General features: G+C 70.1%; 29 protein-coding genes. 14 read left to right on the top strand and 15 right to left on the bottom strand.

Features of this window, described 5'->3' with window-relative positions; all coding sequences use genetic code 11:
• Positions 1 to 30 precede the first annotated feature (30 nt).
• From ACTWPT_RS00550 to ACTWPT_RS00535, 4 genes are all read left to right on the top strand, one after another.
• Positions 31 to 768 (top strand): hypothetical protein, encoded by a 738-nt coding sequence (locus ACTWPT_RS00550; protein ID WP_443175200.1) that lies wholly within the window; start codon positions 31 to 33, stop codon positions 766 to 768.
• Positions 769 to 912: 144 nt separating this feature from the next.
• On the top strand, positions 913 to 1,587 hold the full coding sequence (locus tag ACTWPT_RS00545; RefSeq protein ID WP_443175199.1) for a DUF4344 domain-containing metallopeptidase: 675 nt from the start codon (positions 913 to 915) through the stop codon (positions 1,585 to 1,587).
• A 29-nt stretch (positions 1,588 to 1,616) separates the two neighbouring features.
• Positions 1,617 to 2,321: a maleylpyruvate isomerase family mycothiol-dependent enzyme gene (locus ACTWPT_RS00540; protein WP_443175198.1), complete on the top strand. Its 705-nt coding sequence runs from the start codon at positions 1,617 to 1,619 to the stop codon at positions 2,319 to 2,321.
• 13 nt (positions 2,322 to 2,334) lie between these two features.
• Positions 2,335 to 2,589 carry a DUF6343 family protein gene (locus ACTWPT_RS00535; protein WP_443175197.1) on the top strand — a complete coding sequence of 85 codons (255 nt, stop codon included), beginning with the start codon at positions 2,335 to 2,337 and terminating at the stop codon, positions 2,587 to 2,589.
• Here the strand turns inward: ACTWPT_RS00535 and ACTWPT_RS00530 are convergent.
• From ACTWPT_RS00530 to ACTWPT_RS00515, 4 genes are all read right to left on the bottom strand, one after another.
• The gene (locus ACTWPT_RS00530; RefSeq protein WP_443175196.1) at positions 2,563 to 2,802 is read right to left on the bottom strand and encodes a DUF3040 domain-containing protein; all 240 of its coding nucleotides are present in this window, start codon (positions 2,800 to 2,802) and stop codon (positions 2,563 to 2,565) included. The two genes, ACTWPT_RS00535 and ACTWPT_RS00530, sit on opposite strands and share 27 nt — an antisense overlap.
• A gap of 74 nt (positions 2,803 to 2,876) precedes the next feature.
• Positions 2,877 to 3,824, bottom strand: coding sequence for a DUF1152 domain-containing protein (locus ACTWPT_RS00525; protein ID WP_443175195.1), 948 nt, complete (start codon positions 3,822 to 3,824; stop codon positions 2,877 to 2,879).
• Between the two features lie 3 nt (positions 3,825 to 3,827).
• Positions 3,828 to 4,073 (bottom strand): type B 50S ribosomal protein L31, encoded by a 246-nt coding sequence (locus ACTWPT_RS00520; protein WP_443175194.1) that lies wholly within the window; start codon positions 4,071 to 4,073, stop codon positions 3,828 to 3,830.
• A 56-nt stretch (positions 4,074 to 4,129) separates the two neighbouring features.
• A complete protein-coding gene (locus tag ACTWPT_RS00515) occupies positions 4,130 to 5,314 on the bottom strand; it encodes an MFS transporter (RefSeq protein ID WP_443175193.1) in 1,185 nt (394 codons plus the stop codon).
• 81 nt (positions 5,315 to 5,395) lie between these two features.
• Between ACTWPT_RS00515 and ACTWPT_RS00510 the strand changes: the two genes are divergently transcribed.
• Both ACTWPT_RS00510 and recQ read left to right on the top strand, forming a co-directional pair.
• On the top strand, positions 5,396 to 6,154 hold the full coding sequence (locus ACTWPT_RS00510) for an SDR family NAD(P)-dependent oxidoreductase (RefSeq protein ID WP_443175192.1): 759 nt from the start codon (positions 5,396 to 5,398) through the stop codon (positions 6,152 to 6,154).
• Positions 6,155 to 6,292: 138 nt separating this feature from the next.
• The gene (gene recQ, locus ACTWPT_RS00505) at positions 6,293 to 8,104 is read left to right on the top strand and encodes a DNA helicase RecQ (protein ID WP_443175191.1); all 1,812 of its coding nucleotides are present in this window, start codon (positions 6,293 to 6,295) and stop codon (positions 8,102 to 8,104) included.
• 216 nt (positions 8,105 to 8,320) lie between these two features.
• Here recQ and ACTWPT_RS00500 read toward each other — a convergent pair whose 3' ends face one another.
• On the bottom strand, positions 8,321 to 8,926 hold the full coding sequence (locus ACTWPT_RS00500; protein WP_443175190.1) for a TIGR03086 family metal-binding protein: 606 nt from the start codon (positions 8,924 to 8,926) through the stop codon (positions 8,321 to 8,323).
• Between the two features lie 127 nt (positions 8,927 to 9,053).
• Between ACTWPT_RS00500 and ACTWPT_RS00495 the strand changes: the two genes are divergently transcribed.
• A complete protein-coding gene (locus ACTWPT_RS00495; RefSeq protein ID WP_443175189.1) occupies positions 9,054 to 9,506 on the top strand; it encodes a hypothetical protein in 453 nt (150 codons plus the stop codon).
• Here ACTWPT_RS00495 and ACTWPT_RS00490 read toward each other — a convergent pair.
• Complete coding sequence (locus tag ACTWPT_RS00490; protein WP_443175188.1) at positions 9,503 to 10,315, bottom strand: lysophospholipase; 813 nt, start codon at positions 10,313 to 10,315, stop codon at positions 9,503 to 9,505. The two genes, ACTWPT_RS00495 and ACTWPT_RS00490, sit on opposite strands and share 4 nt — an antisense overlap.
• A gap of 79 nt (positions 10,316 to 10,394) precedes the next feature.
• On the opposite strand from ACTWPT_RS00490, the gene ACTWPT_RS00485 reads away from it, so the two are divergent.
• Positions 10,395 to 11,036, top strand: coding sequence for an alpha-ketoglutarate-dependent dioxygenase AlkB family protein (locus tag ACTWPT_RS00485; RefSeq protein ID WP_443175530.1), 642 nt, complete (start codon positions 10,395 to 10,397; stop codon positions 11,034 to 11,036).
• Here the strand turns inward: ACTWPT_RS00485 and ACTWPT_RS00480 are convergent.
• From ACTWPT_RS00480 to ACTWPT_RS00470, 3 genes are read right to left on the bottom strand one after another with little or no spacing between them, the layout of a single operon-like run.
• Positions 11,020 to 11,709, bottom strand: a complete 690-nt coding sequence (locus ACTWPT_RS00480) for a helix-turn-helix domain-containing protein (protein WP_443175187.1) — start codon at positions 11,707 to 11,709, stop codon at positions 11,020 to 11,022. The two genes, ACTWPT_RS00485 and ACTWPT_RS00480, sit on opposite strands and share 17 nt — an antisense overlap.
• A gap of 43 nt (positions 11,710 to 11,752) precedes the next feature.
• Positions 11,753 to 12,787, bottom strand: coding sequence for an alpha/beta hydrolase-fold protein (locus ACTWPT_RS00475; protein ID WP_443175186.1), 1,035 nt, complete (start codon positions 12,785 to 12,787; stop codon positions 11,753 to 11,755).
• A gap of 17 nt (positions 12,788 to 12,804) precedes the next feature.
• Positions 12,805 to 14,019 (bottom strand): amidohydrolase family protein, encoded by a 1,215-nt coding sequence (locus ACTWPT_RS00470; protein WP_443175185.1) that lies wholly within the window; start codon positions 14,017 to 14,019, stop codon positions 12,805 to 12,807.
• 135 nt (positions 14,020 to 14,154) lie between these two features.
• Between ACTWPT_RS00470 and ACTWPT_RS00465 the strand changes: the two genes are divergently transcribed.
• On the top strand, positions 14,155 to 14,601 hold the full coding sequence (locus tag ACTWPT_RS00465) for an SRPBCC family protein (protein WP_443175184.1): 447 nt from the start codon (positions 14,155 to 14,157) through the stop codon (positions 14,599 to 14,601).
• Here ACTWPT_RS00465 and ACTWPT_RS00460 read toward each other — a convergent pair.
• Positions 14,570 to 17,707 (bottom strand): BTAD domain-containing putative transcriptional regulator, encoded by a 3,138-nt coding sequence (locus ACTWPT_RS00460; RefSeq protein WP_443175183.1) that lies wholly within the window; start codon positions 17,705 to 17,707, stop codon positions 14,570 to 14,572. The genes ACTWPT_RS00465 and ACTWPT_RS00460 overlap by 32 nt on opposite strands.
• A 436-nt stretch (positions 17,708 to 18,143) precedes the next feature.
• On the opposite strand from ACTWPT_RS00460, the gene ACTWPT_RS00455 reads away from it, so the two are divergent.
• Positions 18,144 to 18,299 carry a hypothetical protein gene (locus ACTWPT_RS00455; protein ID WP_443175182.1) on the top strand — a complete coding sequence of 52 codons (156 nt, stop codon included), beginning with the start codon at positions 18,144 to 18,146 and terminating at the stop codon, positions 18,297 to 18,299.
• A 49-nt stretch (positions 18,300 to 18,348) separates the two neighbouring features.
• On the opposite strand, the gene ACTWPT_RS00450 is transcribed toward ACTWPT_RS00455, so the two are convergent.
• The gene (locus ACTWPT_RS00450) at positions 18,349 to 18,711 is read right to left on the bottom strand and encodes a nucleotide pyrophosphohydrolase (RefSeq protein ID WP_443175181.1); all 363 of its coding nucleotides are present in this window, start codon (positions 18,709 to 18,711) and stop codon (positions 18,349 to 18,351) included.
• A gap of 107 nt (positions 18,712 to 18,818) precedes the next feature.
• On the opposite strand from ACTWPT_RS00450, the gene ACTWPT_RS00445 reads away from it, so the two are divergent.
• Complete coding sequence (locus ACTWPT_RS00445) at positions 18,819 to 20,468, top strand: protein kinase domain-containing protein (protein ID WP_443175180.1); 1,650 nt, start codon at positions 18,819 to 18,821, stop codon at positions 20,466 to 20,468.
• 87 nt (positions 20,469 to 20,555) lie between these two features.
• On the opposite strand, the gene ACTWPT_RS00440 is transcribed toward ACTWPT_RS00445, so the two are convergent.
• From ACTWPT_RS00440 to ACTWPT_RS00425, 4 genes are read right to left on the bottom strand one after another with little or no spacing between them, the layout of a single operon-like run.
• Positions 20,556 to 21,113, bottom strand: a complete 558-nt coding sequence (locus ACTWPT_RS00440) for a GrpB family protein (protein ID WP_443175179.1) — start codon at positions 21,111 to 21,113, stop codon at positions 20,556 to 20,558.
• 55 nt (positions 21,114 to 21,168) lie between these two features.
• Positions 21,169 to 21,336, bottom strand: a complete 168-nt coding sequence (locus ACTWPT_RS00435) for a hypothetical protein (protein WP_443175178.1) — start codon at positions 21,334 to 21,336, stop codon at positions 21,169 to 21,171.
• Positions 21,337 to 21,362: 26 nt separating this feature from the next.
• The gene (locus ACTWPT_RS00430) at positions 21,363 to 22,391 is read right to left on the bottom strand and encodes a sigma-70 family RNA polymerase sigma factor (RefSeq protein WP_443175177.1); all 1,029 of its coding nucleotides are present in this window, start codon (positions 22,389 to 22,391) and stop codon (positions 21,363 to 21,365) included.
• Between the two features lie 45 nt (positions 22,392 to 22,436).
• Positions 22,437 to 23,330 (bottom strand): alpha/beta hydrolase, encoded by an 894-nt coding sequence (locus ACTWPT_RS00425; RefSeq protein WP_443175176.1) that lies wholly within the window; start codon positions 23,328 to 23,330, stop codon positions 22,437 to 22,439.
• Positions 23,331 to 23,638: 308 nt separating this feature from the next.
• On the opposite strand from ACTWPT_RS00425, the gene ACTWPT_RS00420 reads away from it, so the two are divergent.
• The 3 genes from ACTWPT_RS00420 (at position 23,639) to ACTWPT_RS00410 (ending at position 26,024) form a co-directional block, all read left to right on the top strand.
• Positions 23,639 to 23,968, top strand: a complete 330-nt coding sequence (locus tag ACTWPT_RS00420; RefSeq protein ID WP_443175175.1) for a type II toxin-antitoxin system PemK/MazF family toxin — start codon at positions 23,639 to 23,641, stop codon at positions 23,966 to 23,968.
• Between the two features lie 530 nt (positions 23,969 to 24,498).
• The gene (locus tag ACTWPT_RS00415) at positions 24,499 to 25,302 is read left to right on the top strand and encodes a carbon-nitrogen hydrolase family protein (RefSeq protein ID WP_443175174.1); all 804 of its coding nucleotides are present in this window, start codon (positions 24,499 to 24,501) and stop codon (positions 25,300 to 25,302) included.
• Positions 25,299 to 26,024 carry an HAD family hydrolase gene (locus tag ACTWPT_RS00410; protein WP_443175173.1) on the top strand — a complete coding sequence of 242 codons (726 nt, stop codon included), beginning with the start codon at positions 25,299 to 25,301 and terminating at the stop codon, positions 26,022 to 26,024. The genes ACTWPT_RS00415 and ACTWPT_RS00410 overlap by 4 nt, the downstream gene beginning before the upstream one ends.
• Positions 26,025 to 26,030 lie beyond the last annotated feature (6 nt).

The following is a 26,030-nucleotide window of genomic DNA, read 5'->3' as shown; positions in this document are numbered from 1 at the left end:
CGCGATACGGGGAGAGGAATCAGCACCCTCATGAGAAAGATCGCACTAGGTATCGTCTCCGCCCTGGTGGGCGGGGCCATGCTGGTGTCGGGGGCGGGGGCCGCCTCCGCCACCAAGACAGACACGCAGCTCAAGATCCGCGACATCACGCCGAACCCGGTCGTGGTGAAGGCCGGCGCGGAGACGACTGCTTACTTCGACATCGGGGCCAGCTCCGACGTCCAGAAGGTCGAGCTGAGCGTTGCTCCCGCCGACAACGGGTTCCGCACCATGCGGACCAAGGACGTCAAGGACCTCGAGGGCTGGCGCTTCGCGATCGGCTTCAACGAGAACGACCCTGACGGCAAGTGGAAGGCCACGGCTGTGGCCTTCGACAGCGCCGGTAAGGAGCTCGCCAAGGACGAGGCGTTCTTCGCAGTCGAGATCCACAAGGGCAAGGCCGACACGGCCATCTGGAACTTCCGTGCCGACCCGTACAAGGTCCGCAAGGGCAAGTCGATCTACTTCTCCGGTCGTCTCGTGGTTAACGACGACGGCTGGGAGGGCGTCCGCGGCGAGAAGGTGAACATCTACCACCGCGCCAACGGCTCCAGCGCCTGGAAGTGGGTCGCCTCCGACTGGACCGGTCGAGGCGGCAAGTTCTACGCCCAGGCCAAGGCGTACCGCAGCGGCACGTTCCGTGCCGTGTACGCGGGCGACGACGAGCTCGAGCCCGCCAAGAGCCGCACGGACTACGTGAAGGTCTACGGCCCCTGGTGGCGTCGCTAATTTCAGCACGCTGAGGCCCGGTCCCCTCTCGGGGGCCGGGCCTTCGGCTTTGCTCGGATTCTTTACCTTCTCCCAGGTTTATCGATCATCCGATCGCCGCATGGACAGTCCCATTGCCGTGATCGACCTGGAAGGAGCCCCCGCATGCCGCATTCCCTCCTCGCCCTCGTCCTGACGAGCACGCTGGGAGCGGCCCCTTCACCCGAGCTGACCGTGCGGTACGAGCCCGCCGGCTCGCCCCGCGCCGAGCAGGCCAGGGAGGTGCTGAAGGACAGCGGCGCGCTGAAGACCGGGATCAAGCTGCCCAAGCCGGTCGAGGTCGTCGCCCGCGACTGCGACGAGCCATCGGCCACCTGGGACGGAGAGGACCGCCGGATCACGATCTGCTACTCCCTGGTCAGCAAGATCCGCCGCACGCTGACCGGGATCTCCCAGACCGAGGAGGCCGACGCCCGCACCACGAACCGCCGCGTCGACGGCGCGCTGACCGCGCTCTTCCACCATCAGCTCGGGCGCGCCCTGGGCACCATGAACGGCCTGCCGGACGGTGCGGGCCAGGCCGACCGGTTCGCCGCGCTGACGCTCCTCTCCGACGCGCCGAAGCGCGTGGTGTCCGCCGCCGAGGCCCGCCACCTGCTCGCCGGGCACACCGGCCTGGATCACCTTTCTGGGCCGGAGGAATCCGCCACGTTCGCCTGCCTGCTGTACGGCGCCGACCCCGTCAAGTACGCCCGCATCGCCCAGGGCGGCTGGGTCCCCGCCGAGCGGGCCCCCACCTGCGCCGATGAGTACAACCGGGTCAAGTCGGCCATCGGATAAGCCGGCACATCGGGGGTAGCGTGCGAAGTATGGCTGAGGACCTGCTCAGAGACTTCGACCCGTTCGATATCTTCGACGCCGAGGCGGCCAGGCTGGACCGGTTCTTCGGCGGGCTCGACGAGAGCGGGTGGCTGCGGCCCTCCCGCTGCGCGGGCTGGTCGGTGCGCGACGTGCTGGCGCACCTGGCGGGCGAGGAGGAGTACAACCACGCGTGCCTGGACGGGACCGTGCAAGGGCTGATGGACCGGCTGGCCGACGAGGGCGTGGCCGGGTTCAACGACTTCAACGAGTGGTCCGTCCGGGAGCGCCGCGGCCTGCCCGTCGACGAGGTGCTGGAGGAGTGGCGGACCAAGAACGGCGAGACGCGGCGGCGCATGCGGGACCTCGGCCGCGACGCCCTGCTCGACACGATGGCCGGGCCGTACCCCAACGGGCTGCAGGCCTTCCACTACGACTCCGAGTACGCCACCCACGCCGACGACGTCGGCGCGCCCGTGTCCAAGGACGAGGCCGACGACAGAACGTTCTGGCGGGTGGCGGTGGGGCGGTTCGTGCTGGCGGAGCAGGACGCCAAGGTGCAGGTCGAACAGACGGCCGAGTACATGTGGGTGGCACTGAACGGCATCACCGCGACGCTGTCGTGCCCGGAGTTCGTGGAGGCCACGGTCGGGCGGCTGCCGGACTCGCACGGGCTCGACCCGCGCATCGCCGCGGCCCTGAGGTGCCTGGCCTGAGAGGAGTTTGGTCATGTGGCTACGTAACCGCGAGGGCACGGAGCCACTGAGCGCGCGCAGCCCGTTGCGCGTCCGGCGGATCCTGTCCTGGGTGGCACTGGTGTTCGGTGTCGTGGCGGCGGTGTTCTTCGTGACTCGCGCCATGAGCACGGGAGAGCAGGTCTGGCGCTGGGAGGCCGCGATCGCGGCCGCGGTGGCCGTCATCGCCGCCGTGGACCTGGCGGTGCTGCGGCGCCGTCGTTCAGGTGGTCAGCACCGCAACGATTAGCAGCAGGATCACCAGAGCGCCGACCGCGAAGATCACCCAGACGTGGGCCAGCGCCCACATGCGCAGCCGGTCACCGTACGCCTGTGGGAAGAAGTCCCCACCCGCTTCGATCCGGTTGATGGCCTCAACGCGCTTGGCCAGCTCGGGATCTTCTCGCTCGAGCGCCTGCTCGATCTGAGCGAGAATACGGCGTTCCCTTCCAGAGAGACCCATCACACCACCACTGCTGCTCTCACGCCGGTGAAAGCCATGTACCCATGAGTAGGGCCAGCATGCCCACCGGCTCTCTAGTGGGGGAACACCTGGGGCGGGCGGGGGCTGATCTCGGCCCGGAACGCCTCTACGACCGCGGCGATCTGCGTCGCCGCCACGGTGTCCTCGATGCGATCCAGATAGAGCGACCGCCGGGCCAGCCCGTCGAGATCTACCGCGAAATAGATGGCCATGAGTGGATTGATGAACAACTCGCTTCCACGCGTCCGCGCAGTGAAGCGCACGTCGCCGAACTCGCCGCGGACGGCGGCCGCGATCGAGCCGTTGACGATGCTGAGGTAGTCCGGCATCTCAGACTGGGCGTGGGCCACCGCGTCGAGGTAGAGCGCGCCCGGCTTCGTGGCCCTGGACAAGGAGAAGGCGCCCAGGTAGGCGCCGTCGCGCTCCAGCGCCGCGAGGTTCTCCAGGACCTGCGCGTGGTTGACACCGTGATAGGCGTCGACGCCGAAGCCGAGGCAGGCGACGATCTTCTCCGGCAGGTCCAGCCCGTGCACGGCGGCGAGGCTCGCCATGTCTTCGACCGGCGTGCCCAAGCCGGCCTCGTCACCGCGCATGAGGATGTCGGTGCCGCCGTCCACCAGGACGATCGAGTCGACGCCGAGATGGCCGATCAGCCTTGCGTAGGCGGCGCGCAGCGGTCTCACGCCGACCTTGGGGAAGGCGTAGACGGTCGCGGGCATGCCCTGCGCGTCCAGCCAACGGGCGAGGGCACGCTCGGGGAAATACCAGTCGCGGGAGGCCGTCTCCGGGCCGACGGCCGCGACGTCCTCTTCCAGCCAGGCGTCGAGGTCCAGCGACTCCAGGCGGCTGAACGACAGGTTCGCCAGGTGGACCTCCTTGCCCTGCTCGCGCAGTGCGAGGGCGAGTGGTAACCCGGCGTAGACGTCGAAGCCCCCGCCCGCTCCCGCGAGGAGGATCCTTTCGGACGCCTCGAGGCGGGCGGACAGGGGCGAGTCGAGCATGCGTCAGATTTTGCCGTAACGCTGCTTGAAGCGTTCGACGCGGCCGGCCGAGTCGAGGATGCGGCCCTTGCCGGTGTAGAAGGGATGGCTCGCCGACGACACGTCCACGTCGACGACCGGGTAGGTCTTGCCGTCCTCCCACTCGATCGTCCTGTCGCTGGTCAGGGTCGAGCGGGTGAGGAAGACGAAGCCGGCGCTGGGGTCGCGGAAGACCACGGGACCGTACGCGGGGTGCAGGTTCTTCTTCATGCCCCGCTCAACCAGACGACAACGGTTTTCATTCCCTGACAGGAAGGCCGCCTACCTCAGGCCACTGACGGCGACCTGTCGTAGGCCACCAGGGCCAGGGCGCCGAGCACACACGCGGCTGCCACCGCAGCCATGACCGCCGGGTATCCGGCGACCTGTGCGATCCCGGCCGCAATCAACGGCGCGACCGCCTTGGCCACGGTGATCGGCAACGTGAGCGCCCCGCTCAGCGACGCGTACGCCGCGGTGCCGTACCGATCGGCGATCAACGCGGGCCGGGCGATCGTCGCCACCCCGAACCCCAGCCCGAACAGCACGACCGCCGACACGGCCCCCGCCACGCTCCGCCCGATCAGCGGCAGCAGCACCGCCGCCAGCCCCTGCAGCCCGAACATCACCGCCGTGATCAGCGCCACCGGCCAGCGTGCCTGCAGCCCCGTGGTGACCAGCCGGCCCGTCACCGACAAAACGCCCAGCAGTCCCGCCACGCTCGCCGCGAACACCGGCGGATGCCCCAGCGCGATCAAGTACGTGACCAGCAGCACCCCCATGACCCCCACCGCCCCGGTATGGGTCAGGAACCCGGCGGCCAGCAGCCAGAAGGGCCGCTCCCGTAGCGCGGCGCCGACGATCTCGCTTCGGTTCACGTGGGGTGGCGCCCGGTGGCTGCGCACCGCCAGCCCGTGCAGGGGCACGGCGGTCACCGCATACCCGACGGCGAGGATGACCAGCGCCTGCCGCCACCCGTACCAGTCGACGAGGATCCCGGTCAGCGGCAGGAAGATGGTGGAGGCGAACCCCGCGACCACGGTGACCGCCAGCAGCGCCCCAGCCCGCCGCGCCGCGTCGAACCACGCCACGATCACCGCGAACGCGGCCTCGTACAGGACCATCGCCGACGCCACGCCCAGTACCCCGCAGACGAGGTACAACTGCGCCACCGACTGAACCTGCGACCACGCCAGCAGCGCGCCCGCGCCCAGCGCGGAGCCCACCGTCATCAGTCCGCGCCCGCCGTGCCGGTCCAGCCAGCGTCCGATGACCGGCGCCACCACGCCCGACACCAGGACGGCCAGGGTGATCGCCCCGGTGAGCTGCGCGATCCCGGCTCCGAGGTCACGGGACATCGGCGGAATGAACACCGAGAACGCGTAATAGAGCACGCCGTATCCGGCGGTCTGGGTGATCGCGAGTGCGCCGATCATGCGCGCGGGCGACTTCGGACCGGAATCGGCGATCACGGTACGGATCGTTCCCGTTCACCAGCCTGAAATACGGTGAGAAAGGTCACGCCACCGCCGGCCGAGCGCGACCATCGACGTATGAGTTCTTCCTATGTGGTCACCGGCGGCGGGCGCGGCATCGGCAAGGCCGTGGTCGAAAGGCTCCTCGGCGAGAAGAGCACCGTGGTCGCCATCGAACGCGACCCGGACGCGCTCGCGTGGGCCGGCTCCAGGGTGGTGCCCGTGATCGGCGACGCGGCCGACGAGGAGATCGCCGCCTGGGCCGCCGACCTGGCTCAGGAGTCCGGCACGCTGCGGGGCTGGGTCAACAACGCCGCCGTTTTCCTGGACGCCTCCATCCACGCGTCACCGATCGCCGAGGTGAGAGCTCTGATCGCGGCCAATCTGGACCTGGCGGTGGTGGGCTGCGCCACCGCCGTACGCCACTTCCTCGCCGCCGGCACCCCGGGCGCCATCGTCAACATCACCTCCCACCAGGCCACCAGAGCGGTGCCGGGCAGCCTCCCTTACGCGACCGCCAAGGCCGCCACCGAGGGCCTGACCAGGGCGCTGGCCGTCGAGTACGGCAGGAGCGGCATCCGGGTCAACGCCGTCGCCCCTGGCTCGGTGGCCACCGAGCGCTTCGAGGCCTTCCTGGCCTCTCGTACCCCGCAGGAGGCCGCGGCCGTCGAAGAGCAGCTGGCCACGCTGCACCCCCTGGGCCGCGTGGCCACTCCGGCCGAGGTGGCCGCCGTCGTGGCGTACCTGCTGTCGGACGACGCCGCGTTCGTCAACGGCGCCACGGTTCCCGTGGACGGTGGCCGTACGGTGCTCGGGCTCGATCCCGAAGGCAGGTGACCGGGCCATGTCGCGTCCAGCGACCTGCCGCAGGTAGCGTGCTCTGAATGCGGCCCATCCCACGCAGGCGCTTGTCCGCTCTCGATCGCCCTCCGCGAACTTACAATCCGCTCTCTCGTGAACACGTAAGGTAGCCGCATGGATACCCCCACCGAGGCTCTGCACCGCGTGTTCGGCTACGACTCGTTCCGGCCGGGACAGCAGGAGATCATCGATCATGTCGTGGCCGGCGGCGACGCGCTCGTCCTCATGCCGACCGGCGGCGGCAAATCGCTCTGCTATCAGATCCCTGCCCTGGTGCGCCCCGGCGTGGGGGTGGTCGTCTCGCCCCTCATCGCGCTGATGCAGGACCAGGTCGACGCACTGCGGGCGCTCGGCGTGCGGGCCGGGTTCCTCAACTCGACGCAGGACTTCGGTGAGCGGCAGCTGGTGGAGGCCGAGTTCCTGGCCGGCGAGCTCGACCTGCTCTACCTCGCCCCCGAGCGGCTGCGCGTGGAGGCCACGATGCGGCTGCTGGCCAAGGGCGACATCTCGGTGTTCGCCATTGACGAGGCACACTGCGTGTCGCAGTGGGGGCACGACTTCCGCCCCGACTACCTCGCGCTCTCCGAGCTGCACGAGCGCTGGCCGGAGGTGCCGCGTATCGCGCTGACCGCGACCGCCACCCCGGCCACCCACGCGGAGATCTCTTCCAGGCTCGGCCTCGACCAGGCCCGCCACTTCGTGGCCGGCTTCGACCGGCCCAACATCCACTACCGCATCACGTCCAAGAGCGAGCCCAAACGGCAGTTGCTGGAGTTCCTGCGCACCGAGCATCCGGACGAGGCCGGCATCGTCTACTGCCTGTCGCGCTCCTCGGTCGAGAAGATCGCCGAGTTCCTGGTGGACAACGGCATCGCGGCGGTGCCGTACCACGCGGGGCTCGACGCCCGCACCCGGGCCGCGCACCAGGCCCGCTTCCTGCGGGAGGACGGGCTGATCGTGGTGGCCACGATCGCGTTCGGCATGGGCATCGACAAGCCGGACGTGCGCTTCGTGGCCCACCTCGACCTGCCCAAGTCGGTGGAGGGTTACTACCAGGAGACCGGGCGGGCGGGACGCGACGGGTTGCCGGCGACCGCATGGATGGCCTACGGGCTGCACGACGTCGTCCAGCACCGGCGGATGGCCATGGAGGGCGACGACGCGCACCGCCGCCGCCAGGTCCTCCACCTGGATGCCATGCTGGCGCTGTGCGAGACCGTGGGGTGCCGCCGCGTGATGTTGCTCGACTACTTCGGGCAGAAGGGCTCCGAGCCGTGCGGCAATTGCGACACCTGCCAGACGGCGCCCGAGTCGTGGGACGGCACGGTCCCCGCCCAGAAGGTGCTCTCGGCGGTGCTGCGGCTGGCTCGTGAGCGGCGGCAGAAGTTCGGGGTGGGGCAGGTGGTGGACATCCTGCTCGGCAAGAAGACTGCCAAGGTGCTGCAGCACGGGCACGACACGCTGACCGTGTTCGGGGTGGGGGCCGACCTGGGCAACGCGGAGTGGCACGGGGTGGTGCGGCAGCTGCTGGCGCAGGGACTGCTGGCAGTGGAGCCGAACCATGGGGCGCTGGTGCTGACGGACGACAGCGCGGCGGTGCTGCGCGGGGAGCGCGCGGTCCTGCTGCGCCGCGACACCCTGCGCCCGGCCCGCGCCAAGGTGGCCGCTTCCCCCAAGGAGCGAGCTGCCGCCGCGGAGCTTCCTGCGGAGGCCGCCCCCGTCTTCGACCGCCTCCGCGCGTGGCGCGCCGGCGTCGCGAAGGAGCAGGGGGTTCCGGCGTACGTCATCTTCCACGACGCCACGCTGCGCGAGATCGCCACCCGGTCGCCGTCGACGCTGGCGGAGCTGAGCACGGTGAACGGGGTCGGGGACAACAAGCTGGCGAAATACGGAGAGCAGGTCCTCGAGACGCTGGCCGCCGGCTGAGCGCCATGCGAGCGTCGTGTGACCGCAGTCGCCGGGCGTGGTGGTGGCGACGGCCGCACGAAGAACGGTCGTCGCCACCACGTTGGTCGGCCTGGTCGCGGCGGTCCCATGCCCCGCTCCGCCGATAGACCGGCCTGACGTGCACCAGGTACATGATGATCGTACGGTGTCCGCGGCGGAAGTGCCGGGCCGGGTAAGGCGTACTGACCGGTTGGGTTAGGTGCAGGATGGCCAGTTCGGGTCGCGGCCGAGGTAGGCGAGCAAGTGGTCCTGGGCGGGTGCGTACGCGGGGACGTGCACCCGCATGGCGAAACGGTCCGGGCGGTCGGCCTGGGTGACGAACAGCGGGACGAGGTCGAGCAGTTCCTCGGCCATGAGGGGCGGGATCGGGCGGTGTTCTCCGCACGTTCTGGCCACGTCCCAGCCATGCACGACGATCTCGATCGCGCCGACGGCGGCCACCATCGGGCTCGTCAGGTGGCGGTCGTGCAGGGAGATCAGGTCGCTGGTGAGCGTGCCCGCCCAGGTGCCGAGGACCTCGGTGGCGTCGTCTCTGAGGACGAGGGCGGGGTTGCCGCCCCCGGCACGGCGGAAGCCGGTTCTCCTGGTGTCAGGACCGATGTGGCCGGTGGCGGCCTCGTTCAGGGTGCTGAGGGAGTCGGTCACGTGGTCAAGGAGCCTTTCCAGGGTCCAGCCGGCGCACGGGGTGGGGCGGCAGAGGGTGGCGGGGGTCACAACGCGGAGGCTGCCGAGCGCGTAGTCGATCGCCCGCTCCAGCAATGCCACGCCCGCCGTCAGCGCCATTCTCGACTCGCTGTTCATATCGCCTCCTTGAAGGTGGAGACCCCGACGCGGGTGGAAAATCATCGCCTGGGTGGCGACTTCTTCGGCTCGAGGGCGGGCGGAACCTCGTGGAGGTGAGCGGAGTAAGTACGGGCGAGGAGGTTTTATGAGCCGGATGGTGATGGTGGCGCTCCTGGTCGGGGTGGCGGTGGCCGGGTGCGCTCCGGCTCAGAGTCCGAGCGCTGGGCCCGTCGTCGCAGGTGCCGGGTGCAACGGGACTGCGGTGTTCCTGGGGCAAGGTTTCCCCGAGGTGCAGGGGACGGCCAGGGACGCCGAGTTGTGGGGGCTGCTGTTCGCCAAGGGACCGCCGCTCCCCCGCGGCCAGGAGGTCAAGATCGTGTGGCGCATGACCGGCCAAGGGCCGCTGCAGATCAAGGCCGAGCTTCCGGACGGCACGCGGGCCAGGCTCGCGTGGGGGCCCGAGGAGCATGGCGGGTCGACCTGGCAGCGGCCCGGCGAGGAGTGGGGCACCGGGTTCGTCTTCCCGAAACGCGGCTGCTGGAAGATCGAGCTGACCCGCACGCGCGGCTCAGGACACGTCTGGCTTCCCGTCCGTTAGCGGCCTGCGAGGGCGCGGTCGACGAAGCCGGTGACGTCGTCCAGGACGTCGTCCTTGTTGGTCTCGTTGAACACCTCGTGCCTGGCCTCCGGGTAGATCCGCTCGGTCAGGTCGGTCCCCCGCACGGCCTCGATCCCGCCCCGGCTGGGCCCGAGCGGCACCAGCTGGTCGTCTTCCCCGTGCACCCACAACGTCGGCAGCGCCCCGAACGTGCCGCCCTTGGCGATCGTGGTCAGCGCGGTGGCGAACGCCTCCAGCGTGGCCCGCTTGAACGGCCCGTGCCACACCAACGGGTCGGCGGCGTACGCGGCGCCCACGGCCGGATCGCGGGAGAGCGTGGCCGGGTCGATGGGGATCTCAGGGATCTCGTCCAGGGCCAGCAGCGCGGGGAGAACCTCCCACTCGCCGATCACGGGACCGGACAACACGAGCGCGGACAGTCCCGCGCCGTAACGCTGGGCGTAGCGGGCGGCGATCATGCCGCCCATCGAGTGGCCGATCGCCACCACGGGCACGCCGGGGTGGTCCGCCCGCGCGCGTTCCTCGACCGCGTGCACGTCGGTCACCACGTCCTCGAAGTCCTCGATCAGCACCCGGTCGCCCGCCGACTTGCCGTGGCCGACGTGGTCGAGGCCGTAGACGGCGGCGCCGTGCCGGACGAGCCGGTCGGCCACGTGCTCGTAGCGGCCGATGTGCTCGCCGTAGCCGTGGATCAGGATGACCACATAGCGCGGCCGGCCGTTGGGCCATTCACGGACCGTGTTGAGTCCTCGGACGCCGGTAAAGGTGTGCTCTCGCGACTCGGCCATGCCCACTCCTCCATCGAGATTTCGGTGAGCGTACGCCGCCTCCTCACCACCCGACAACCGGCATACGCTGGGAGCTGTGATGATCCCGTTGCCGATGAGGGAGATCGCGCCCGGAGCGGTGCACCTGCCCGGCTGGCTCACGCTGGACGAGCAGCAACGCCTGGTCCGGGCCTGCCGCGAATGGGCCAGGGGCCCGGTGCCGATCCGGCACACGGCCCTGCCCGGGGGCGGCGTCATGTCCGTGCAGACGGTGTGCGTGGGCTGGCACTGGCAGCCGTATCGGTATACGCGCCTGGCCCACGACGTGAACGGCCGCAAGGTGGCCGACTTCCCCGATTGGCTCGGCGAGCTCGGCCGGCGGGCCCTGGCCGACGCGTACGGCAGGCCCAGCGACGACTACACGCCCGACACCGCGTTGATCAACTTCTACGACGGCCAGGCCAGGATGGGCATGCACCAGGACAAGGACGAGAAGTCCGACGCGCCGGTGGTGTCGCTGAGCATCGGCGACACCTGCCTGTTCCGCTTCGGCAACACCGAGACGCGCGGCAAGCCGTACACGGACGTGGAGCTGGCCTCAGGGGACCTGTTCGTGTTCGGCGGCCCGTCGCGCCTGGCCTACCACGGCGTGCCCAAGGTCTATCCGGGGACGGGCGACCCGGCCACCGGTCTCGCCTCCGGCCGGCTCAACATCACGATGCGGGTCACCGGCCTCCGGTGACGTAGTCGAAGTCGTCGTCGGAGAGGTTGCGCCGCAGGGTCCGCAGCACCTTGGCGGCATCGTCGTACGGCCCCTCCATGTAGAAGGGTTTGCCGTCGCGCCCGAACGTGATCGCCGAGCCGCCCTCCCACTTGCCCAACGCGTCGGCCGCCGGCGCGAAGTCGTCGTGCGGCTCGAACCCGAGCGAGCGGGCGTAGTCCACCGACCCGTACACCAGGTGCCTGGCCAGCTCGATCGGCGCCTCCTGCCAGCCGGTGTATTCGCCGAAGAAGAATTCGCGGAAGCGCCGCAGCTCGCGGTCGTCCATCACGTCGGGGCCGATGGCGTTCTTCACGCCCAGGCAGAAGACGTCGGCCAGATAGCCGCAGACCGTCATCCTGTCCCAGGTGTGCCGCCGGGCAACCAGCACGCTCACCATGCCTTCCGTGCCCGCCTCCGGCGCCTCGTCGGCCCACCCGCGTGCCTGGTCCATGCCGAGCCCGGCGCTCCAGCCGACGTTGATCCAGCAGCCGACCACCTCGGGCTCGCCGGTTTCCGCCGTCTCCGCGGCGATCTCCCGTACCAGCGGCGCCACGACGGACGGCGGCATCTTGAGCGCGCGGGCGATCTCCTTGGGGGACTTGCCCTGGGCGCGCAGCTCGCGTACCTGGTTCTTCAATTCCGCTGTGTCCACCGGGGCAGCCTAACGGCGGCAGGCGGCGCTCCACCACCGGCCTTCACTCGGACAGGCGGCGCGCGAGCCAGGCCAGGGCGAGCGGGTATCGGTATTCGATGGCGCCGTGTCCGGCGTCGAACAGCTCGAAATACACCCGCTCGTCCGGTACGCCGGCCGCCTCGAGTGCCCGGCGGAACGCCACCGCGCCGAAGTCCAGGAAGTATTCGTCCTTGTTGCCGGCGTCCACCCAGATGGCCCGCATCGACCGCAACGCCTCGGCGTACTTCGGCTCGCGGGCCATCACGACGGGATCATGGTCCAGCCAGCGCCGCCAGACGCCCGGCACGATCGCGCCGGTGTCGTCGAACGGCAGGTGCACGGCCCCGTCCTCGTCGGCCGAGTACGCGGCCGCATAGGCGTATATCTCCAGCAGCTCCAGGTCGCCCTCCTTGGTGCCGGCGAGCCGGCCGCGGAAGTCGGCGAGGAACTTGACGTAGGAGCCGTCGTACATGTCACGCAGCCTGCGGGCCAGCGCCGGGAACGACGGCTGCGCGCTCACCTCGAACAACGCGTCACCGGCGTGGGTGGCCAGCGCGCCGAACACGTCCGGCGCCAGCATGGCCGTCACCATGGCGCCGTACCCGCCGCTCGACTTGCCGGTGACCGCGCGATGATCGCGATCGGCGATCGTGCGATAGTGCGCGTCCACCCACGGCACGACCTCGTCACGCAGGTAGGAGTGGTAGCGGCCGGTGGCGGGCGAGTCCAGGTACTGGCTGCCGCCGAGCGCGGTCCACGCGTCCACGTACACGACGATCGCGGGCGGCGCCTCGCCGTTCGCGAAGACGGCGTCGGCCAGTTCCGGGTACGGCTGGCGGAACGGTGCCCGGTTCAGCCACATCGTGACGTGGCCGGTGTAGCCGAGCAGCACGTAGACGGAGGGGTAGCGGCGGCCGGGCACGTCGTCGTACCCCGGCGGCACGTACACCAGCAGCGGCCGCTCGTGCGGGTCTCCCAGCGGATTGTCACGCAGCAGGGCACTGTCGATCACGTGGTGGTCCAGGCGGCCGGCCAGATCGGCGGACCAGGGCAGCATGAAATTCCCTCCAGAGCTCAGCCGACGGACGAGGTCACCGTGTCCACCCCGGTCTGGGTGACGGCGCGTCCTGAAACGAGGACGAGTGTGAGGTTACGCAGGTCGGCGATGCGCTCGAGCGGGTCGCCGCGAACGGCGATGAGGTCGGCCCGCTTTCCGGCCTCCAGGGTGCCGGTCACCGCTCCCACGCCGCAGGCGTCGGCGGCCCGCGCGGTGGCCATCTCGACGATCTCCGCGTTGCCGAACCCGGCCTGCTCGAACACCTCCAGTCCGGCGACGTACGCATCGGTGTCGTTGGCCACGTCCACCGCGGCGAATCCGGAGTCGGTGCCCGCGACGAGCCGCACCCCGGCCGCCCGCATGGCCACGACCCCGTCCAGCCAGGCGTCGAGCATCTCGGAGCCGAATTTGTCGCGCAGCCGCCAGACCACGCCGTGCACGGTGGGGCAGACGTACGTGCCGCTGGCCGCGACCAGGTCGGCCAGTTCGGCGTCGTAGCGGTGGCCGGAGGCGGTGAAGAACGAGCAGTGCTCGATGGTGGCCGCGCCGGCCTCGACCGCGCTGCGGATCGCGGCGTGCGCGTGGGCGTGCGCGGCGACGCCCTTGCCGCGGGTGGCAGCCTCCTCCACGACGGCGCGGATCTGCTCGGTGCCGTATTGCCGCACCCAGCTGGGCGGCGCGCCCGGCGTCATCTGGCCGCCCGAAGCCATCACCTTCAGGCAGTCGGCGCCGGCGCGCAGGTTCTCCCTGGCGACGCGGCGGATGGCGGGCTCGTCGTCGGCCTCGCCGCCCATGTACCAGCAGTGGCCGCCGGTGATCGTGATCGGCCTGGTCGCGGCCAGGATGTGCGGGCCGACGGTCAGACCCTCCTCGATCGCGTCACGTAACGCCAGGTCGAGGAAGCCGCGCCCGCCGAGGTCGCGAGCCGTGGTGACGCCCGCGGAGACGAGCTTGCGCGCGTTCTCGGCCATGCGCAGCAGCAGGTGATGGTCGCTCTCGGCGCTGCGCCGCGTCACCGGGTCGACAGTGGCGTCGAACCCGAGGTGCACGTGCGCGTCGATCAGGCCGGGAAGGACCGTGTGGCCGGGCAGCTCGAGGGCCTCTGCGGCGTCGCCGGCGCTGCCGCGCGGCCCTACGGAGACGATCGTGGCGCCGTCTAAGGCGACCTCGCCGTCTTGGATCACCTCACCGGAACGTCCGGTGAGCACCACGTCGGCGCGAATGATCCGCATGCATCCCAGCCTGCCACACGGGCTCCGGCCCTCGGCCCCCGCCGCTCCGGGTCTTAAGGCCGTGGGAAGGCGATCGTAAGGGCCGCCCGGCACCTTGGGAGCGTCGACATTCCAGTTCTACGAGGGACGGCAGCGATGAGCCAGACCGCCGACTACGCCATCACGCGCGTGTTCGACGCACCGCTCGGCCTGGTGTGGGCCGCGTGGACCGAGCCGGAGCACTTCTCCCAGTGGTTCGGGCCCCGGATGATGGCCACGCCGGTCGGCCGGCTGACCCTGGACGCCTGGCCCGGCGGGGTCTGGCGGGCCACGCTGGTGGGCGAGGAAAGGTTCGAGGTGACGTTCGACGGCACGTACCGCGAGGTTCGCAAGCCCGTGCGGCTGGTGTTCACGACCGGCGACCCGGACGACCCGGGCGACGGGCCCGCGTCAGTGGTGACGATCGACCTCACGGACGTGGACGGTAAGACCGAGATGCGCTTCCACCAGCACGGGGTGAACGTCGAGCAGACGGGCTGGATGGAGTTCTTCGACCGCCTGGCCGAGCACCTCACAACAGCTTCGGAGCGTCCTCCAGCTTGAGCGCGGCGCCTTCGGCATACGCGGCCGCGAAGGCCTCCTCGCCGAGCACGTCACGTGCCTGGGCGGCGATCCGCTCGATCTCCGACAGCTCCCAGGGCCCCGCAGGGGTCTCGTGATGTTCCCTGGCCGAGGCCGCCAGCCCCAGCAACATGGCGGCCTTCTCGGTCGCCCCCGAGGCGGAGGCCGCGCCTTCCACGACGGACGCGGCGCCCCTTGGGTCGCCGATTCGCTGCGCGGCCTCCAGCGCTTCCGCCTGCAGCGCCAGGGCCTTCGTGTTGTCGCCGCGCATCTCCGCGATGTGGCCGAGCTCGGTGAGCGCGTCCGACAGGTACATGGCCGAGCCGCGCCGTGCGCCTTCCAGCAGGCGCAGCCACAACGTCTCGGCCTCGTCCAGCCGGCCCGTCCGGCGCAGGGCGATGGCCAGGCCCATCTCCGCCTGGATCTCCCCGTCCTTGTAGCCCTGGTCGGCGGCCAGCTTCCTGGCCCGTTCGCAGAGCTCGACGGCGCGGTTGTACTCGCCGCTCTCCATCGCGACCCAGCCGAGCCAGGCGGTGTGCGTGGCGACCTGCGGCCAGAGGCCGAGGTCCTCCGCCATCCGCAGGCCCTCGCCGAACAGCCGGTTCGCCCGCTCGGCGTCGTAGGCCATCTCGGCCACCGATGCCAGCCACTCCGTCGCCCGCAGCAGCCCCCAATGGTCGCCGAGCTCGGTGAACAGCCGGGCGCTCTCCCCCGCGAGCCGCTCCAGCGCCTCGACGTCCCGCCGCGTGAACGCATCCATCGCCTGCCTGGCCAGCGCGGCGGCCACACCCCACGTGTCGCCGACGGCCCGGAACGTGGCCAGCGCCCGGCTTGTCAGCTCCTGCCCCGTCGGCATGTCGGGGACGTGCATGGCGAGGAACAGCTCGGCCCTGGCCCGCTGGCCGGGGTCCGCGATGGCTTCCAGCGCGGGCCCCCACGCGACCTGCTCACCGAGGGTGAGCGCGAACCCGGCGTGCCAGGCCGCCGCCCTGGCCCTGGCCGGGGTGGGGTCACCCGCGACGGACAGGGCCGCGGCCAGCGATCGTCTGCCCTCGGCCAGCCTGCCGCGCAGGAACCAGTACCAGGTCAGCGCGTTCGCCAGCCTGGCCGCGCCGTCGCCGTCCGCGTGGGCGATCGCCGTGTCGAGCGCGGTGCGCATGTTGGCGGCCTCGGCGTCCAGGCGCAGCAGCCAGTCACGCTGCTCGTGCCCGTACAACTTCGGCTCGGCCTGTTCTGCGTGCGCCAGGTAGTGGCGCAGGTGCGCGAGGCGTACCCGGTCGAGCTCCCCCACGTCGGACAACCGGGCGAGACTGTACGCCGACACCGACTCCAACAGCCGGTATCTGACGCCCGCCGGCGAGTCCGCCACGACCACGAGGGACCGGTCGACGAGCCTGGCCAGCAGGTCGAGCACGTCGAGCCCGGGCTCCCCGCAGACGGACTCGGCGGACTCCAGCGTGCAGCCCTCGGCATGCGCGGCCAGCCGGCGCAGGACGCGGCGCTCCTCGTCCGATAGCAGGTCCCAGCTCCAGTCGATCACCGCGGTCAGCGTCTGCTGGCGGGCCGGGGCGCCGCGCTGCCCGGAGGCCAGCAGACGGAACCTGTCGTCAAGCCTGGCCACCACGCCGTGCACGCCGAGCGCCCGCACCCGGGTCGCGGCCAGCTCCAGCGCCAGCGGGATGCCGTCCAGCCGCCGGCACAGCTGGGCGACGGCCTGGGCGTTGCCGGCGTCGAGCGCGAAGCCGCGGGCGGAGGCCGCGGCGCGGGTCACGAACAGCCTGACGGCCTCCGAACGCGCCATGACCGTCAGGTCGGCGCTTGCGGGCACGTCGAGCGGCGGCACGCTCCACAACACCTCGCCGTCCACGGCCAGCGGCTCCCTGCTGGTGGCCAGGATCCGGAGCCCGGGGCAGGCCCGAAGGAGCAGCTCGGCCAGCTCGGCGACCTCCTCGACCACGTGCTCGCAGTTGTCGAGGACGAGCAGCATGCGGCGCTGCCTGAGCGCGCCGACGAGCTGCCCCGCCACGTCGGCGGCGTCGGCTCCTTCCCTGATGTCCAGCGCCGTCATGACCGCCTCCGCCGGGGTGCGCGACGCCTGCTCCAGCCCTGCCTGAACCCCCTGGTCGAGCTCGACCAGCCAGGCGCCGTCCGCGAAGGCGTCCAGCAGTTGGTTCGCCGACTCCAGCGCGAGCCGGGTCTTGCCGACCCCGCCGCTGCCGGTGAGCGTCACCAGCCGCTCCTCCCCGACCAGCGCGCACACCTCGGCCAGGGCCTCGTCCCTGCCGATGAGCTTGCTGAGCGCGGCGGGCAGGTTTGTCAGCGGCCGGTCGGCGGGCACGCTGAGCGACGGATCCTGCCCGAGTATCGCCTGGTGGAGCGCGACCAGGTCAGGCCCGGGGTCGAGGCCGAGCTCGTCGGCCAGCCGCTCGCGCAGCTCGCCGTAGCTTGCCAACGCCTCGCTCTGGCGTCCCGCCCGGTAGAGCGCCCGCATGTGCACGGCACGCAGCCGCTCCCTGAGCGGATGGCGGGCCACCAGGTCGCCCAGCTCTCCCACCAGCAACCCGTGCTCGCCCAGCTCCAGTCGCGCCTCGGCGTGCTGCTCCAGCGCCGACAGCCGCTGCTCCTCCAGCCGGACGATGGCCGACCTGGTGTATTCCTCGTCGGCGAAATCGGCGTACGCGGGCCCCCGCCACAGTGCCAGCGCCTCGCCCAGCAGCTTGGCCCTCGTCCGCGGACTGTCGGCGGCCTCGGCCTGGGTCAGCAGATGCGCGAAGCGCTCGGCGTCCAGGGCGCCGGGGTCGGGGCGCAGCAGATAGCCGGGAGCGCGGGAGACCACGAGGTTCTTGGCCCCGGACTCGGCGTCCTCGAGCGCCTTGCGCAGCTGCGAGACGCGTACCTGCAGCGCGCCCGCCGGGTTGCCCGGCGGCTCCTCGCCCCACAGGTCGTCGACCAGCCGGTCCACGGACACCGGGTGACCTTCGTGGACGAGCAGGTCCACGAGCAGTGCCCGGACCTTGAGTCCGGGGATCGTGACGACCTCCCCGGCGTCGGTCCACACACCCAGCGGTCCCAGCACCCCAAAACGCATGCTCGTCACCCTATGCGCGGCCTTAAGTCCACGAAAAGAACATCGGAAGCCTCGGCGCCACCGCCTCGCAGTGCGAACCTATGGCTACCCGTAGAACTGTGGGTTTCTCTGGGTCGATCGGTTGCGACTGAAGGTAATCGGACGGTGATGTTCAGTCACAGCCGGGTGCCTGACTGGCGCCCGGTCCCCGCCCCCGATTGGTGTCCGCACCACCAGGACAGCGTCCGGCGGGGCGGTGGCCCAAGAGCCGCACTCCCTCCAGGAATGCGGAGTCAGGCCCCGACAACGCGGTTCTCAGCCACGGTCCGCCCGGCTCGCCGGACGGACGCGGCATCGGCTTCCACCCAATCGCTTCCCCGGCCTCGGCCGGCATGCGACGAGGCTACGCTGATGTCCGTTTTACTCATGTAAACACAGAGAGCCGAAGACGCTTCTGATGATCGGCGCGGCGGCGTTCGGCGCCGCGTCCGTGCTGGCCCGCGCCACCTTCACCACCGGACTCAACACGGTGGCCGCGGTCGGCACGATCATCTTCGCCGCCCTGGCCGTCGCCACGATCGCGGTCCTGCGCCGGCACGACACCGCCGCGTGACCCTTGAGCCCATGGCCGGACTCAGTCACCGCTGAGCCCATGGCCGGACTCAGTCACCGCGCGCCGAGGGCGGCGCCTTCCTGGCCGACCCCCGGAAGAGCTCGGCATCGTAGCGACGGTCGTTGTCGTCGAGTTTCGCCTTCGCCGCCTCCACCAGGTCCACGCCCAGCACGTCGGCCAGACGTACCAGGTAAAGCGTCACATCGCCCAGTTCGGTACGCATCCTGGCAAGCGCATCGGGATCCGGACTCCGCGACTCGTCGGCGGTGAGCCACTGGAACTCCGCCACCAGCTCCCCCACCTCACCCGCCAGCGCCATCACGAGGTTCTTGGGTGTGTGGAACTGCTCCCAGTCCCTGACCCGGGCGAACTCGCGCAACCGTACGGCAAGGTGCTCCAACTCCGTCGTCACGACGCACGACCTTACCCAGACCCGCCTACATCGACCGCCCGGGCACTCCCGGCTCGGGCGGTTCAAACACAAGATCGATGGAAGTCGCAGCGTGTACGCTTCCGCGCGTGTCGGAATTATCGGTGCCTGGCTACGAAATCAAGGGCGTAGTCGGGCAGGGCGGCTTCGGCGTCGTGTACCTCGCCCTGCAGTCGGCCGTGGGCCGTGAAGTCGCGCTCAAGGTCGACAACCGGGTCCTGCTGTCCGACCGCGACCGGCGCCGTTTCCTCCGCGAGGTCACGGCAGCCGGCGCCCTGTCCGGCCACCCCCACGTCGTCCCCGTCTACGACGCCGGACTGCTGCCCGACGGCCGGCCGTACATGGTGCTGGAGCTGTGCCCCGGCGGCTCACTGGCCGGCCGCCGCCTCAGTCCTGCCGAGGCCCGCGACGTCGGCGTACGCATCGCCGACGCCCTGGCCGCCGCACACGCGCAAGGCGTCCTGCACCGCGACGTCAAGCCTGGCAACATCCTCATCAATCGGTACGGCCAGGTGGCCCTGTCGGACTTCGGCCTGGCCACCATGCCCGCCTCCGGCCCCGAAGCGTCCGTGACCCGCGAGTCGCTGACCCCGTCCTATGCGCCGCCCGAGGCTTTCGAACTGGCCGAGCCGAGCCCGGCCGGCGACGTGTACGCCCTGGCCGCCACCATCTACGCCCTGCTGTCCGGCCGCCCGCCGCGCTTCCCGGAGAGCGGTGTGCCGAACCTGGCCATGATCCTGGCCCTGCACCGCCTCCCGGTCCCCGACATCCCCGGCATACCACTCGAACTGACCGCCGTGCTGCGTCAGGCCCTGGCGAGCGACCCCCGCCAACGTACCCCCAGCGCCGCCGCCTTCCGCGACGCGCTGGCCGCCGTCCCGCTGGGTCCCTTGTCGGGCCGCCACGCCGCCTCTCCGCCGGGCTCCCACGCCGCCGTACCGTTCATGCCCTCCGTACCATCGCCCGTCGACCGGCCGATGCCCCCTCAGGAACCAAAGGTCGTGCAGGGGCCGGGGGGCGCGCGGGAGCCGGGGGTCGCACAGGCTCCACTGGTCGCGCAGACGCCGCTGATCGCGCACCAGCACACCAACCCGCCTCTGGGCAGCCAGCCGGACACCCGGCCACCCGCGCCCCATGGCATCAACAAGGCCCTGGTCGCGATCATCGCCGCCCTGACCCTGGTCATCGTGGTAGGCGGCGGAGCAGTCATCTACACGCAGATCTTCGAGCAGCCGGACGGGACCCCACAGGCCCAGCCCAGCAGCACGGCGACCACGCAAAAGACCAAGAAGCCCGCGCAAGAGCCGGCCAGCGTCTTCACCGGCCTGGACACGTACACGGAGAACTGCCCGGCCGCCAAGGTGCGCGGCGCCGGCGCGGCTTGCGTACGGGAGTCGGAGTGCTGGGGCGGCATGGTCATCATCGTGGGCGACACGAAGGCCAGGCGGCTCGGCTGCGAGGAGACCCACTCATGGGAGACCTTCGCTGTCGCCCCCATCCCCAAGGACGCCGAGACCTACGTGCAGCAGGACCTCGCCAAACATCCGACGGTGAAGCGCGTCTGCAGCCGGGCTGTGCTGCTCGCCAGCAGGGTCGGCACGGCAAAGACCATCGCCACCACCAGGTGGTCGTCCGACGTCATGCCACCGTCTCAGGCTCAGTTCGAGGACGGGGTCCGTTTCTATCGTTGCGTCGGCAGCGTGAACGGCCAGGAACCCCGCAGGTCCCTCTTCCACTGACCTTCCACTGACGGAGATGACTCAACCGTCTCCGCGGCGGCTGTGCTGCGGTGATGGCAGCGCGGCCATGACGCGACCGGGGCGGAGCTATCCCCGCCACCCTGCCCGGCCGAGGATCTCGTCGATCACCGGCCCTTTGGCCTCCGCGTAATAGTTGATGTCACGCCACTCCCGCTGCGCCAGCTCCCGCTTCGTCGCGGCGTAGAGCTCCCGATCCGTCTCGCTCGCCCGAAGCCGGTCCCGGAAAGCGAGGTACCGCCGCACCTCGACATGACCAGGCGGATAACAGTGCAGGTTCACCTGCTCATCGGGCTCGCCGGTGCGCAGGCAACGGTGCTCCGGCTCACGAACACGCAGGTCATAGCCCGCCGCCTGAAGATCAGGCAGGTACGCCGGCTCGTCATCCGGGTCGTCGATTCCGACGACGATGTCGATGATCGGCTTCGCGGCGAGGCCGGGCACCGAGGTGGAGCCGATGTGCTCGATCAGCCGCGCGCGATCCCCCAGGATCGCCCGCAGCTCGGCGGCACGGCGTTCGAAGCGGGCCGGCCATCCGGGGTCGTAGTCGGCGAGGGTCACCTTCGTGGGACGCAGTCCGTGGACCAGCACGGCGGACAGCGTGGAGTCATCAAGCGCATCGGGCATCTTCACAGCCTTCCTGTGGGCAGCGGGCCAACGTACGTCGAAGTCCGAACCATGGTCAAGCTCGGCCGCGGAATCGTTCGGTGGCGTCGATGAGCCGGTACAGCGTGGCCGGTTCGATCGCCGCGCGCCCCGCGTCCTCGCTGATGTGGAACTCCGCCTCCGACCAGGCCAGGTGCAGGTCCCACGCCGCTTCGTGACGAAAGGCGACAATCGCTCGGGCCACTCGACGGTGAGGTCGCGGTATCCGGCTCATTCCCGCATGACTACGCCGCCGAAAGGAGCTTCTTCGCCCCGGTGGACGGGTGGGAGGCCGAACCTGGCCACCAGGTCCGGGCCCCCGCCAAAGACGACAATGCGGGCAAGGCCCGTGTCCGTCACGGTGAGCACGCCGAGTCCGAAGGCGTGGTAGGTGCCGTCGCCATCCCGGTGGTAGGCGGCTGCGGCGGGCTGTCCGTTAGCGAGGGTAGGGATCATCCGCCAGTCCCCTGGGGACCCGATGACGTGGGCCAGGAAGCGCAGGCACGTCACGCGACCGGAGAACCAGGTGCCGGTCCCGACCAATTCGATCGCGGCGTCGGTGCGCAGCGCCCGTTCCAGCGCAGCCGTGTCGGCGTTCTGGAACCCCGCGATGTACTGGTCGAGCAGCGCCCGGGCGTGCGGCTCAGTGGGCTCGATGATCCGGTCCCGTTCCGGGGCCAATTGGCCGAGGCGGGCGCGGGCCCGCTGCAGTGCGCTCTTGACCGCCGCGGTGGTGGTGTCGAGCATGACCGCTACCTCAGTGGCCGGGAAACCGAGCACCTCGCGCAGGATGAGCACGGCTCGCTGCCTCCCGGGGAGGTATTGCAGGCTGGCGACGAGTGCGAGCCGCAGCCCCTCCCGAGCGGCGACGATTGCCGCGGGGTCCGCTGACTCCGGGGTCACCAGAGCATCCGGGATCGGCTGCAGCCACGCCTGGCCCGGGTCGGCAGGAGTAGGCGGTGCGTCGGGGTCGTAGCCGGGGCCGCCCAGGCCGGACGGCAACGCTCGCCGAGCGCGGTGCTCGAGCGCGGTCAGGCAGGCGTTGGTGGCGATGCGATACAGCCACACCCGCAGCGACGACCGACCCTGGAAGGTGCCGTAGGACCGCCAAGCCCGCAGGTAGGTCTCCTGTACGAGGTCCTCCGCTTCATCCACCGAACCGAGCATCCGGTAGCAGTGCGCCAGCAGCTCACGCCGGTACGGTTCGGTACAGCGGGCGAACTCGCCTGCGTTGGGCACCACGCCTGCCTTCTGCGTCATCACCACTCCCCGTTATTCACACCCCGGCATCCGTGCGCCCCTGGGTCACAGGCCGAGCTTGGGCCGTACCCACTCGGCCATCCTCCGGATCGCCTCGTCGGCCTCAGGAGCGCGGCCGGCGGCCATCTGGAAGGTGTGCTGCATGCCGGGGAAGACGTCGAGCCGCACGTCGACACCGGCCTTGCGGGCGTGCTCCTCCAGCCGCCGAGCGTCGTCCAGCAGCACTTCGTCTTCGCCCACCTGAAGGTAGATCGGTCCGAGGCCGGTCAGGTCGGCATACAGCGGGCCGGCCAGCGGATCGCGAGGGTCACTGTCCTCCCCCAGGAAGGTGCCCGCGAGCTCACGCACGACTTTCACCGTGAAGAAGGCGTCGCGGTCCCGGTTGGTTTCGTACGACTCGCCGATGGCCTCCATGTCCACCCATGGCGAGAACGGCAGCGCCGCGGCCGGGAGGGCCAGGCCCCGTTCCCGGGCCCGAAGCTGGGTGGTGATCGCCAGCCCGCCACCGCAGGAATCGCCCGCGAACACGATGTGATCAGCGCTGACGCCCTGGTCGAGCAGCCACTGATAGACGGCCGTCGCGTCGTCCACCTGCGTTGGGTGAGTGTGCTCGGGGGCGAGGCGGTAGTCGAAGATCAGCGCTCGCGCCCCGGTCGCCTTGGCCAGATGGCCGAACATCTTGCGGTGCGAATAGATCGAGCCGCCGACGAACCCTCCGCCATGGATGCACAACAAGACCCGATCCTCGGCGCTGCGTTTCGGCACCGCCCACATCGCGGGCAGGCCGCCCGCGACGGTCTCGATGTAGTCGACGTCGTGCGGTTCGGCCGTAAGGTCGCCCCAGGACTCGGTGTCAGGATGCTCGGCATCCGGCTGCTCACTGGCCAGACGGACCGCCGCCCAGTACCTCTTGACCGCTTCGGCCTGCTTGCTCGGCATCGCCATGTCCCCTCTGCTGGTGTTCCGGTCTGTTGTGGCCGGCCTGGACGTTGTCGGTCCAGGCCGGCCCTTCGACCATGCAGACCGTCGAAGGGCGGACAAGGAATCGCTGCCGGTGGAGAGACCATGGAAATCTGCCGAATGGTGAATACAGGCCTGGAGCGGCCCTGAGCTAACCATCGCGCATAGAGCCCGCCATTTCAGGCTCCGGATTTGCCCTGAGGCGCTCTCGCTGCCGCACAGGACGACGAGGACCGCGCCTTCAGGCGGGCCGCGCGCCGGCGCACGGCCGAGGTGTCCACCGACTGATGGCCTCCGGCAGCGGTCATCCCCTTCGCGGCCACGTCTATATGGCCGACCTCGGCGAGGAGTACGGCGAGAAGCCATACGTCATCGTCAGCAACAACGCCCGCAACCGTGCCCTCCCCAGCTATCTCGCCGTACGGATCACGACGTCGGCCAAGCCACCATTGCCCAGCATCATCGAACTCACCGCAGAGGACCCCGTAGTCGGACGCGCCCTGTGCGATGACATCGTGATCCTTTTTCCTGAAGATCTCCGACGCGAACTTGGCGGCTTGAGTCTCCAGACAACGATGCGCATCGGACAGGGACTGCGGCACGCTCTGGCGATCTGAGCCAACGAAGCTCGCCGGAGCTACTCAATCTTGAGGTGCAATAGAAAGGCTGTTCCCCTATTGGATGAGCGTGTTGATGCTGTTGGCGAGAGGCTAACGGGGTGCATTGGCGCGTGTTCTGGGTGTCAGGGCGCTGGATCGGCTGACCTGGCAGGAGCGCATATTGCTGTTCACCGAAGGCCCCGGCGGGCCGGAGCCGTTGTGGTTGTGGGTGAACGAGCAGGGGCTGCCGATGCGCCCGCACTCCTGGAACGGCGTGTTCCGGCTGGCCAACCAGCACTGTGCCCGGGTGCTGACTCCGTCGGCCAGAGGGCGGGCTGGATCCGAATCGGGTGGATGCGCCGTACGCGACCCCGCACGCGGCTCGGCATCGTGCTCTTGCCCACCGCTGGAGGTCCGGTCAAAATCAACGCTCGCACCAAGTAATCCTCTCGCATGCGTACCCGCGCCCAGGGCATCTCCCACGGTGGATCGAGCACCTGGTGATGGCCTGTCGGAAGATTCCGAACGCCAGTCGATAAAATGCCGCGGTGCCCTCAGAAACATTGATCGTGACGGTCGCCCAGATTTCCCCCGAACCAGGGGATGTGAGGGCGAATGCCCGTTCAGCGGCGGCTCTGATGATCGGCGCCGCGGATGCCGGTGCGAAACTGCTCGTGTTCCCCGAGATGTCACTTGTGGGCTACGACCTGGAGCTCTTCACCGACCCGTCGGCTTGGGTGACCGAGGACGACCCGCGGCTCGACGTCGTCCGCCAGGCCAGCGCGGAGTGCGGCGTGACCGCTGTGGTCGGCGCCGCGTACCGCGGGCCGGACAACACGGCCTGGATCGCCTCGCTGGCGATCCGCCCCGACGGCGAGATCCAGGTTTACGGCAAGCAGAACCTGCACGGCGTGGAGCGCGACCTGTTCCAGCCCGGCGACAAGATCCAGATCCTGGACATCGACGGCTGGCGTGTCGCCCTCGCCATCTGCTACGACGCCGCGGTGCCGGAGCACGCAGCGGAAGCGGCCGGCCTGGGCGCCGAGGTATACGCTGTGTCCGCCCTGTACACGCAGGAGGAGGTGCGGCGCATTGACGTCCACTCCGCGGCCCGGGCCATGGACCACCGCATGTACGCGGTCGTCGCGAACCTCGCCGGCCGGGGACCGAGGTGGGAATCGTGCGGCGGCAGCGGCACCTGGCACCCGGACGGCACGCGGCTGAGCCGGGCCAGGACCGACCCGGGTGTGTTCACCATGGCGTTGTCGCGCAGTGAGCTGCAGGCGTTGCGCGACAAGGACGCCCTGGCCGGATACCCGCGGACCGCCCTCGTCGCAGACACGCGGACGTGACGGCATCGGGCCCGGCTGAGCCACACGGCAGCTCTCTCACGGGACAGGTACTGATCTTCGACGCCGATGACACGCTGTGGGAGAACAACGTCCTCTTCGAACGCGCCGTCGACGACTTCCTGCTCTGGCTGGACCATCCGACCCTCGACGGGGCCGAGATCCGCACCATCCTCAACAGCATCCAGGCGGCGAACGCGGTCGCCCACGGATACGGCGGCAAGATGTTCTTGCGCAGCCTGAAAGAGTGCCTGGAGCGACTCCGCGAGCGGCCGGCGAGCGCAGCGGAACTGCGCCATGTCGATGGATTGGCGGCGGCCGTCCTGGAAGGACGCGTGGAGCTGGTCCCGGGTGTCGCCGAGACACTCACAGTTCTCGGCGGCCGGCATGAGTTGCTCCTGCTCACCAAGGGCGATACCGAAGAGCAGCAGCGCAAACTGGATCTCTCGGGGCTCGCGCACCACTTTCGCGGCATCCATATCGTGGCCGAGAAGGACGCCGACACCTACCGGCGGCTCACTCGCGACCTCGACCTGGCGCCGGCCGCGACCTGGATGATCGGCAACTCGCCGAAGTCGGACATCCTTCCCGCCCGGCAGGCAGGCATGAACGCTGTCTTCATCCCGAACGACAACACCTGGGTGCTGGAGCACAGTGAGCTCGATGACGACGATGAAGGAGTGCTGCGGCTGCGGACGTTCTCCGAGCTACTGCATCACTTCTGAAAGCGA

Origin of the sequence: Nonomuraea sp. 3N208 (assembly GCF_052245935.1) — a bacterium.
Taxonomy (GTDB): Bacteria; Actinomycetota; Actinomycetes; order Streptosporangiales; family Streptosporangiaceae; genus Nonomuraea.
The sequence above is the reverse complement of the archived record's forward strand: the minus strand, read 5'-3'. Positions and strand labels throughout refer to the sequence as shown.

Bases quoted from the DNA above. Each gene is read 5' to 3' on its own strand.
- ACTWPT_RS00420 (WP_443175175.1), top strand. From the start codon at position 23,639: ATGGCCTCCGGCAGCGGTCATCCCCTTCGCGGCCACGTCTATATGGCC.
- ACTWPT_RS00525 (WP_443175195.1), bottom strand. From the start codon at position 3,824: ATGCTCGACTCGCCCCTGTCCGCCCGCCTCGAGGCGTCCGAAAGGATC.
- ACTWPT_RS00540 (WP_443175198.1), top strand. From the start codon at position 1,617: ATGGCTGAGGACCTGCTCAGAGACTTCGACCCGTTCGATATCTTCGAC.
- ACTWPT_RS00510 (WP_443175192.1), top strand. From the start codon at position 5,396: ATGAGTTCTTCCTATGTGGTCACCGGCGGCGGGCGCGGCATCGGCAAG.
- ACTWPT_RS00485 (WP_443175530.1), top strand. From the start codon at position 10,395: ATGATCCCGTTGCCGATGAGGGAGATCGCGCCCGGAGCGGTGCACCTG.
- ACTWPT_RS00490 (WP_443175188.1), bottom strand. From the start codon at position 10,315: ATGGCCGAGTCGCGAGAGCACACCTTTACCGGCGTCCGAGGACTCAAC.
- ACTWPT_RS00545 (WP_443175199.1), top strand. From the start codon at position 913: ATGCCGCATTCCCTCCTCGCCCTCGTCCTGACGAGCACGCTGGGAGCG.
- ACTWPT_RS00550 (WP_443175200.1), top strand. From the start codon at position 31: ATGAGAAAGATCGCACTAGGTATCGTCTCCGCCCTGGTGGGCGGGGCC.
- ACTWPT_RS00460 (WP_443175183.1), bottom strand. From the start codon at position 17,707: ATGCGTTTTGGGGTGCTGGGACCGCTGGGTGTGTGGACCGACGCCGGG.
- ACTWPT_RS00430 (WP_443175177.1), bottom strand. From the start codon at position 22,391: ATGACGCAGAAGGCAGGCGTGGTGCCCAACGCAGGCGAGTTCGCCCGC.
- ACTWPT_RS00535 (WP_443175197.1), top strand. From the start codon at position 2,335: ATGTGGCTACGTAACCGCGAGGGCACGGAGCCACTGAGCGCGCGCAGC.
- ACTWPT_RS00455 (WP_443175182.1), top strand. From the start codon at position 18,144: ATGATCGGCGCGGCGGCGTTCGGCGCCGCGTCCGTGCTGGCCCGCGCC.
- ACTWPT_RS00425 (WP_443175176.1), bottom strand. From the start codon at position 23,330: ATGCCGAGCAAGCAGGCCGAAGCGGTCAAGAGGTACTGGGCGGCGGTC.
- ACTWPT_RS00500 (WP_443175190.1), bottom strand. From the start codon at position 8,926: ATGAACAGCGAGTCGAGAATGGCGCTGACGGCGGGCGTGGCATTGCTG.
- ACTWPT_RS00530 (WP_443175196.1), bottom strand. From the start codon at position 2,802: ATGGGTCTCTCTGGAAGGGAACGCCGTATTCTCGCTCAGATCGAGCAG.
- recQ (WP_443175191.1), top strand. From the start codon at position 6,293: ATGGATACCCCCACCGAGGCTCTGCACCGCGTGTTCGGCTACGACTCG.
- ACTWPT_RS00440 (WP_443175179.1), bottom strand. From the start codon at position 21,113: ATGCCCGATGCGCTTGATGACTCCACGCTGTCCGCCGTGCTGGTCCAC.
- ACTWPT_RS00470 (WP_443175185.1), bottom strand. From the start codon at position 14,019: ATGCGGATCATTCGCGCCGACGTGGTGCTCACCGGACGTTCCGGTGAG.
- ACTWPT_RS00475 (WP_443175186.1), bottom strand. From the start codon at position 12,787: ATGCTGCCCTGGTCCGCCGATCTGGCCGGCCGCCTGGACCACCACGTG.
- ACTWPT_RS00520 (WP_443175194.1), bottom strand. From the start codon at position 4,073: ATGAAGAAGAACCTGCACCCCGCGTACGGTCCCGTGGTCTTCCGCGAC.
- ACTWPT_RS00495 (WP_443175189.1), top strand. From the start codon at position 9,054: ATGAGCCGGATGGTGATGGTGGCGCTCCTGGTCGGGGTGGCGGTGGCC.
- ACTWPT_RS00465 (WP_443175184.1), top strand. From the start codon at position 14,155: ATGAGCCAGACCGCCGACTACGCCATCACGCGCGTGTTCGACGCACCG.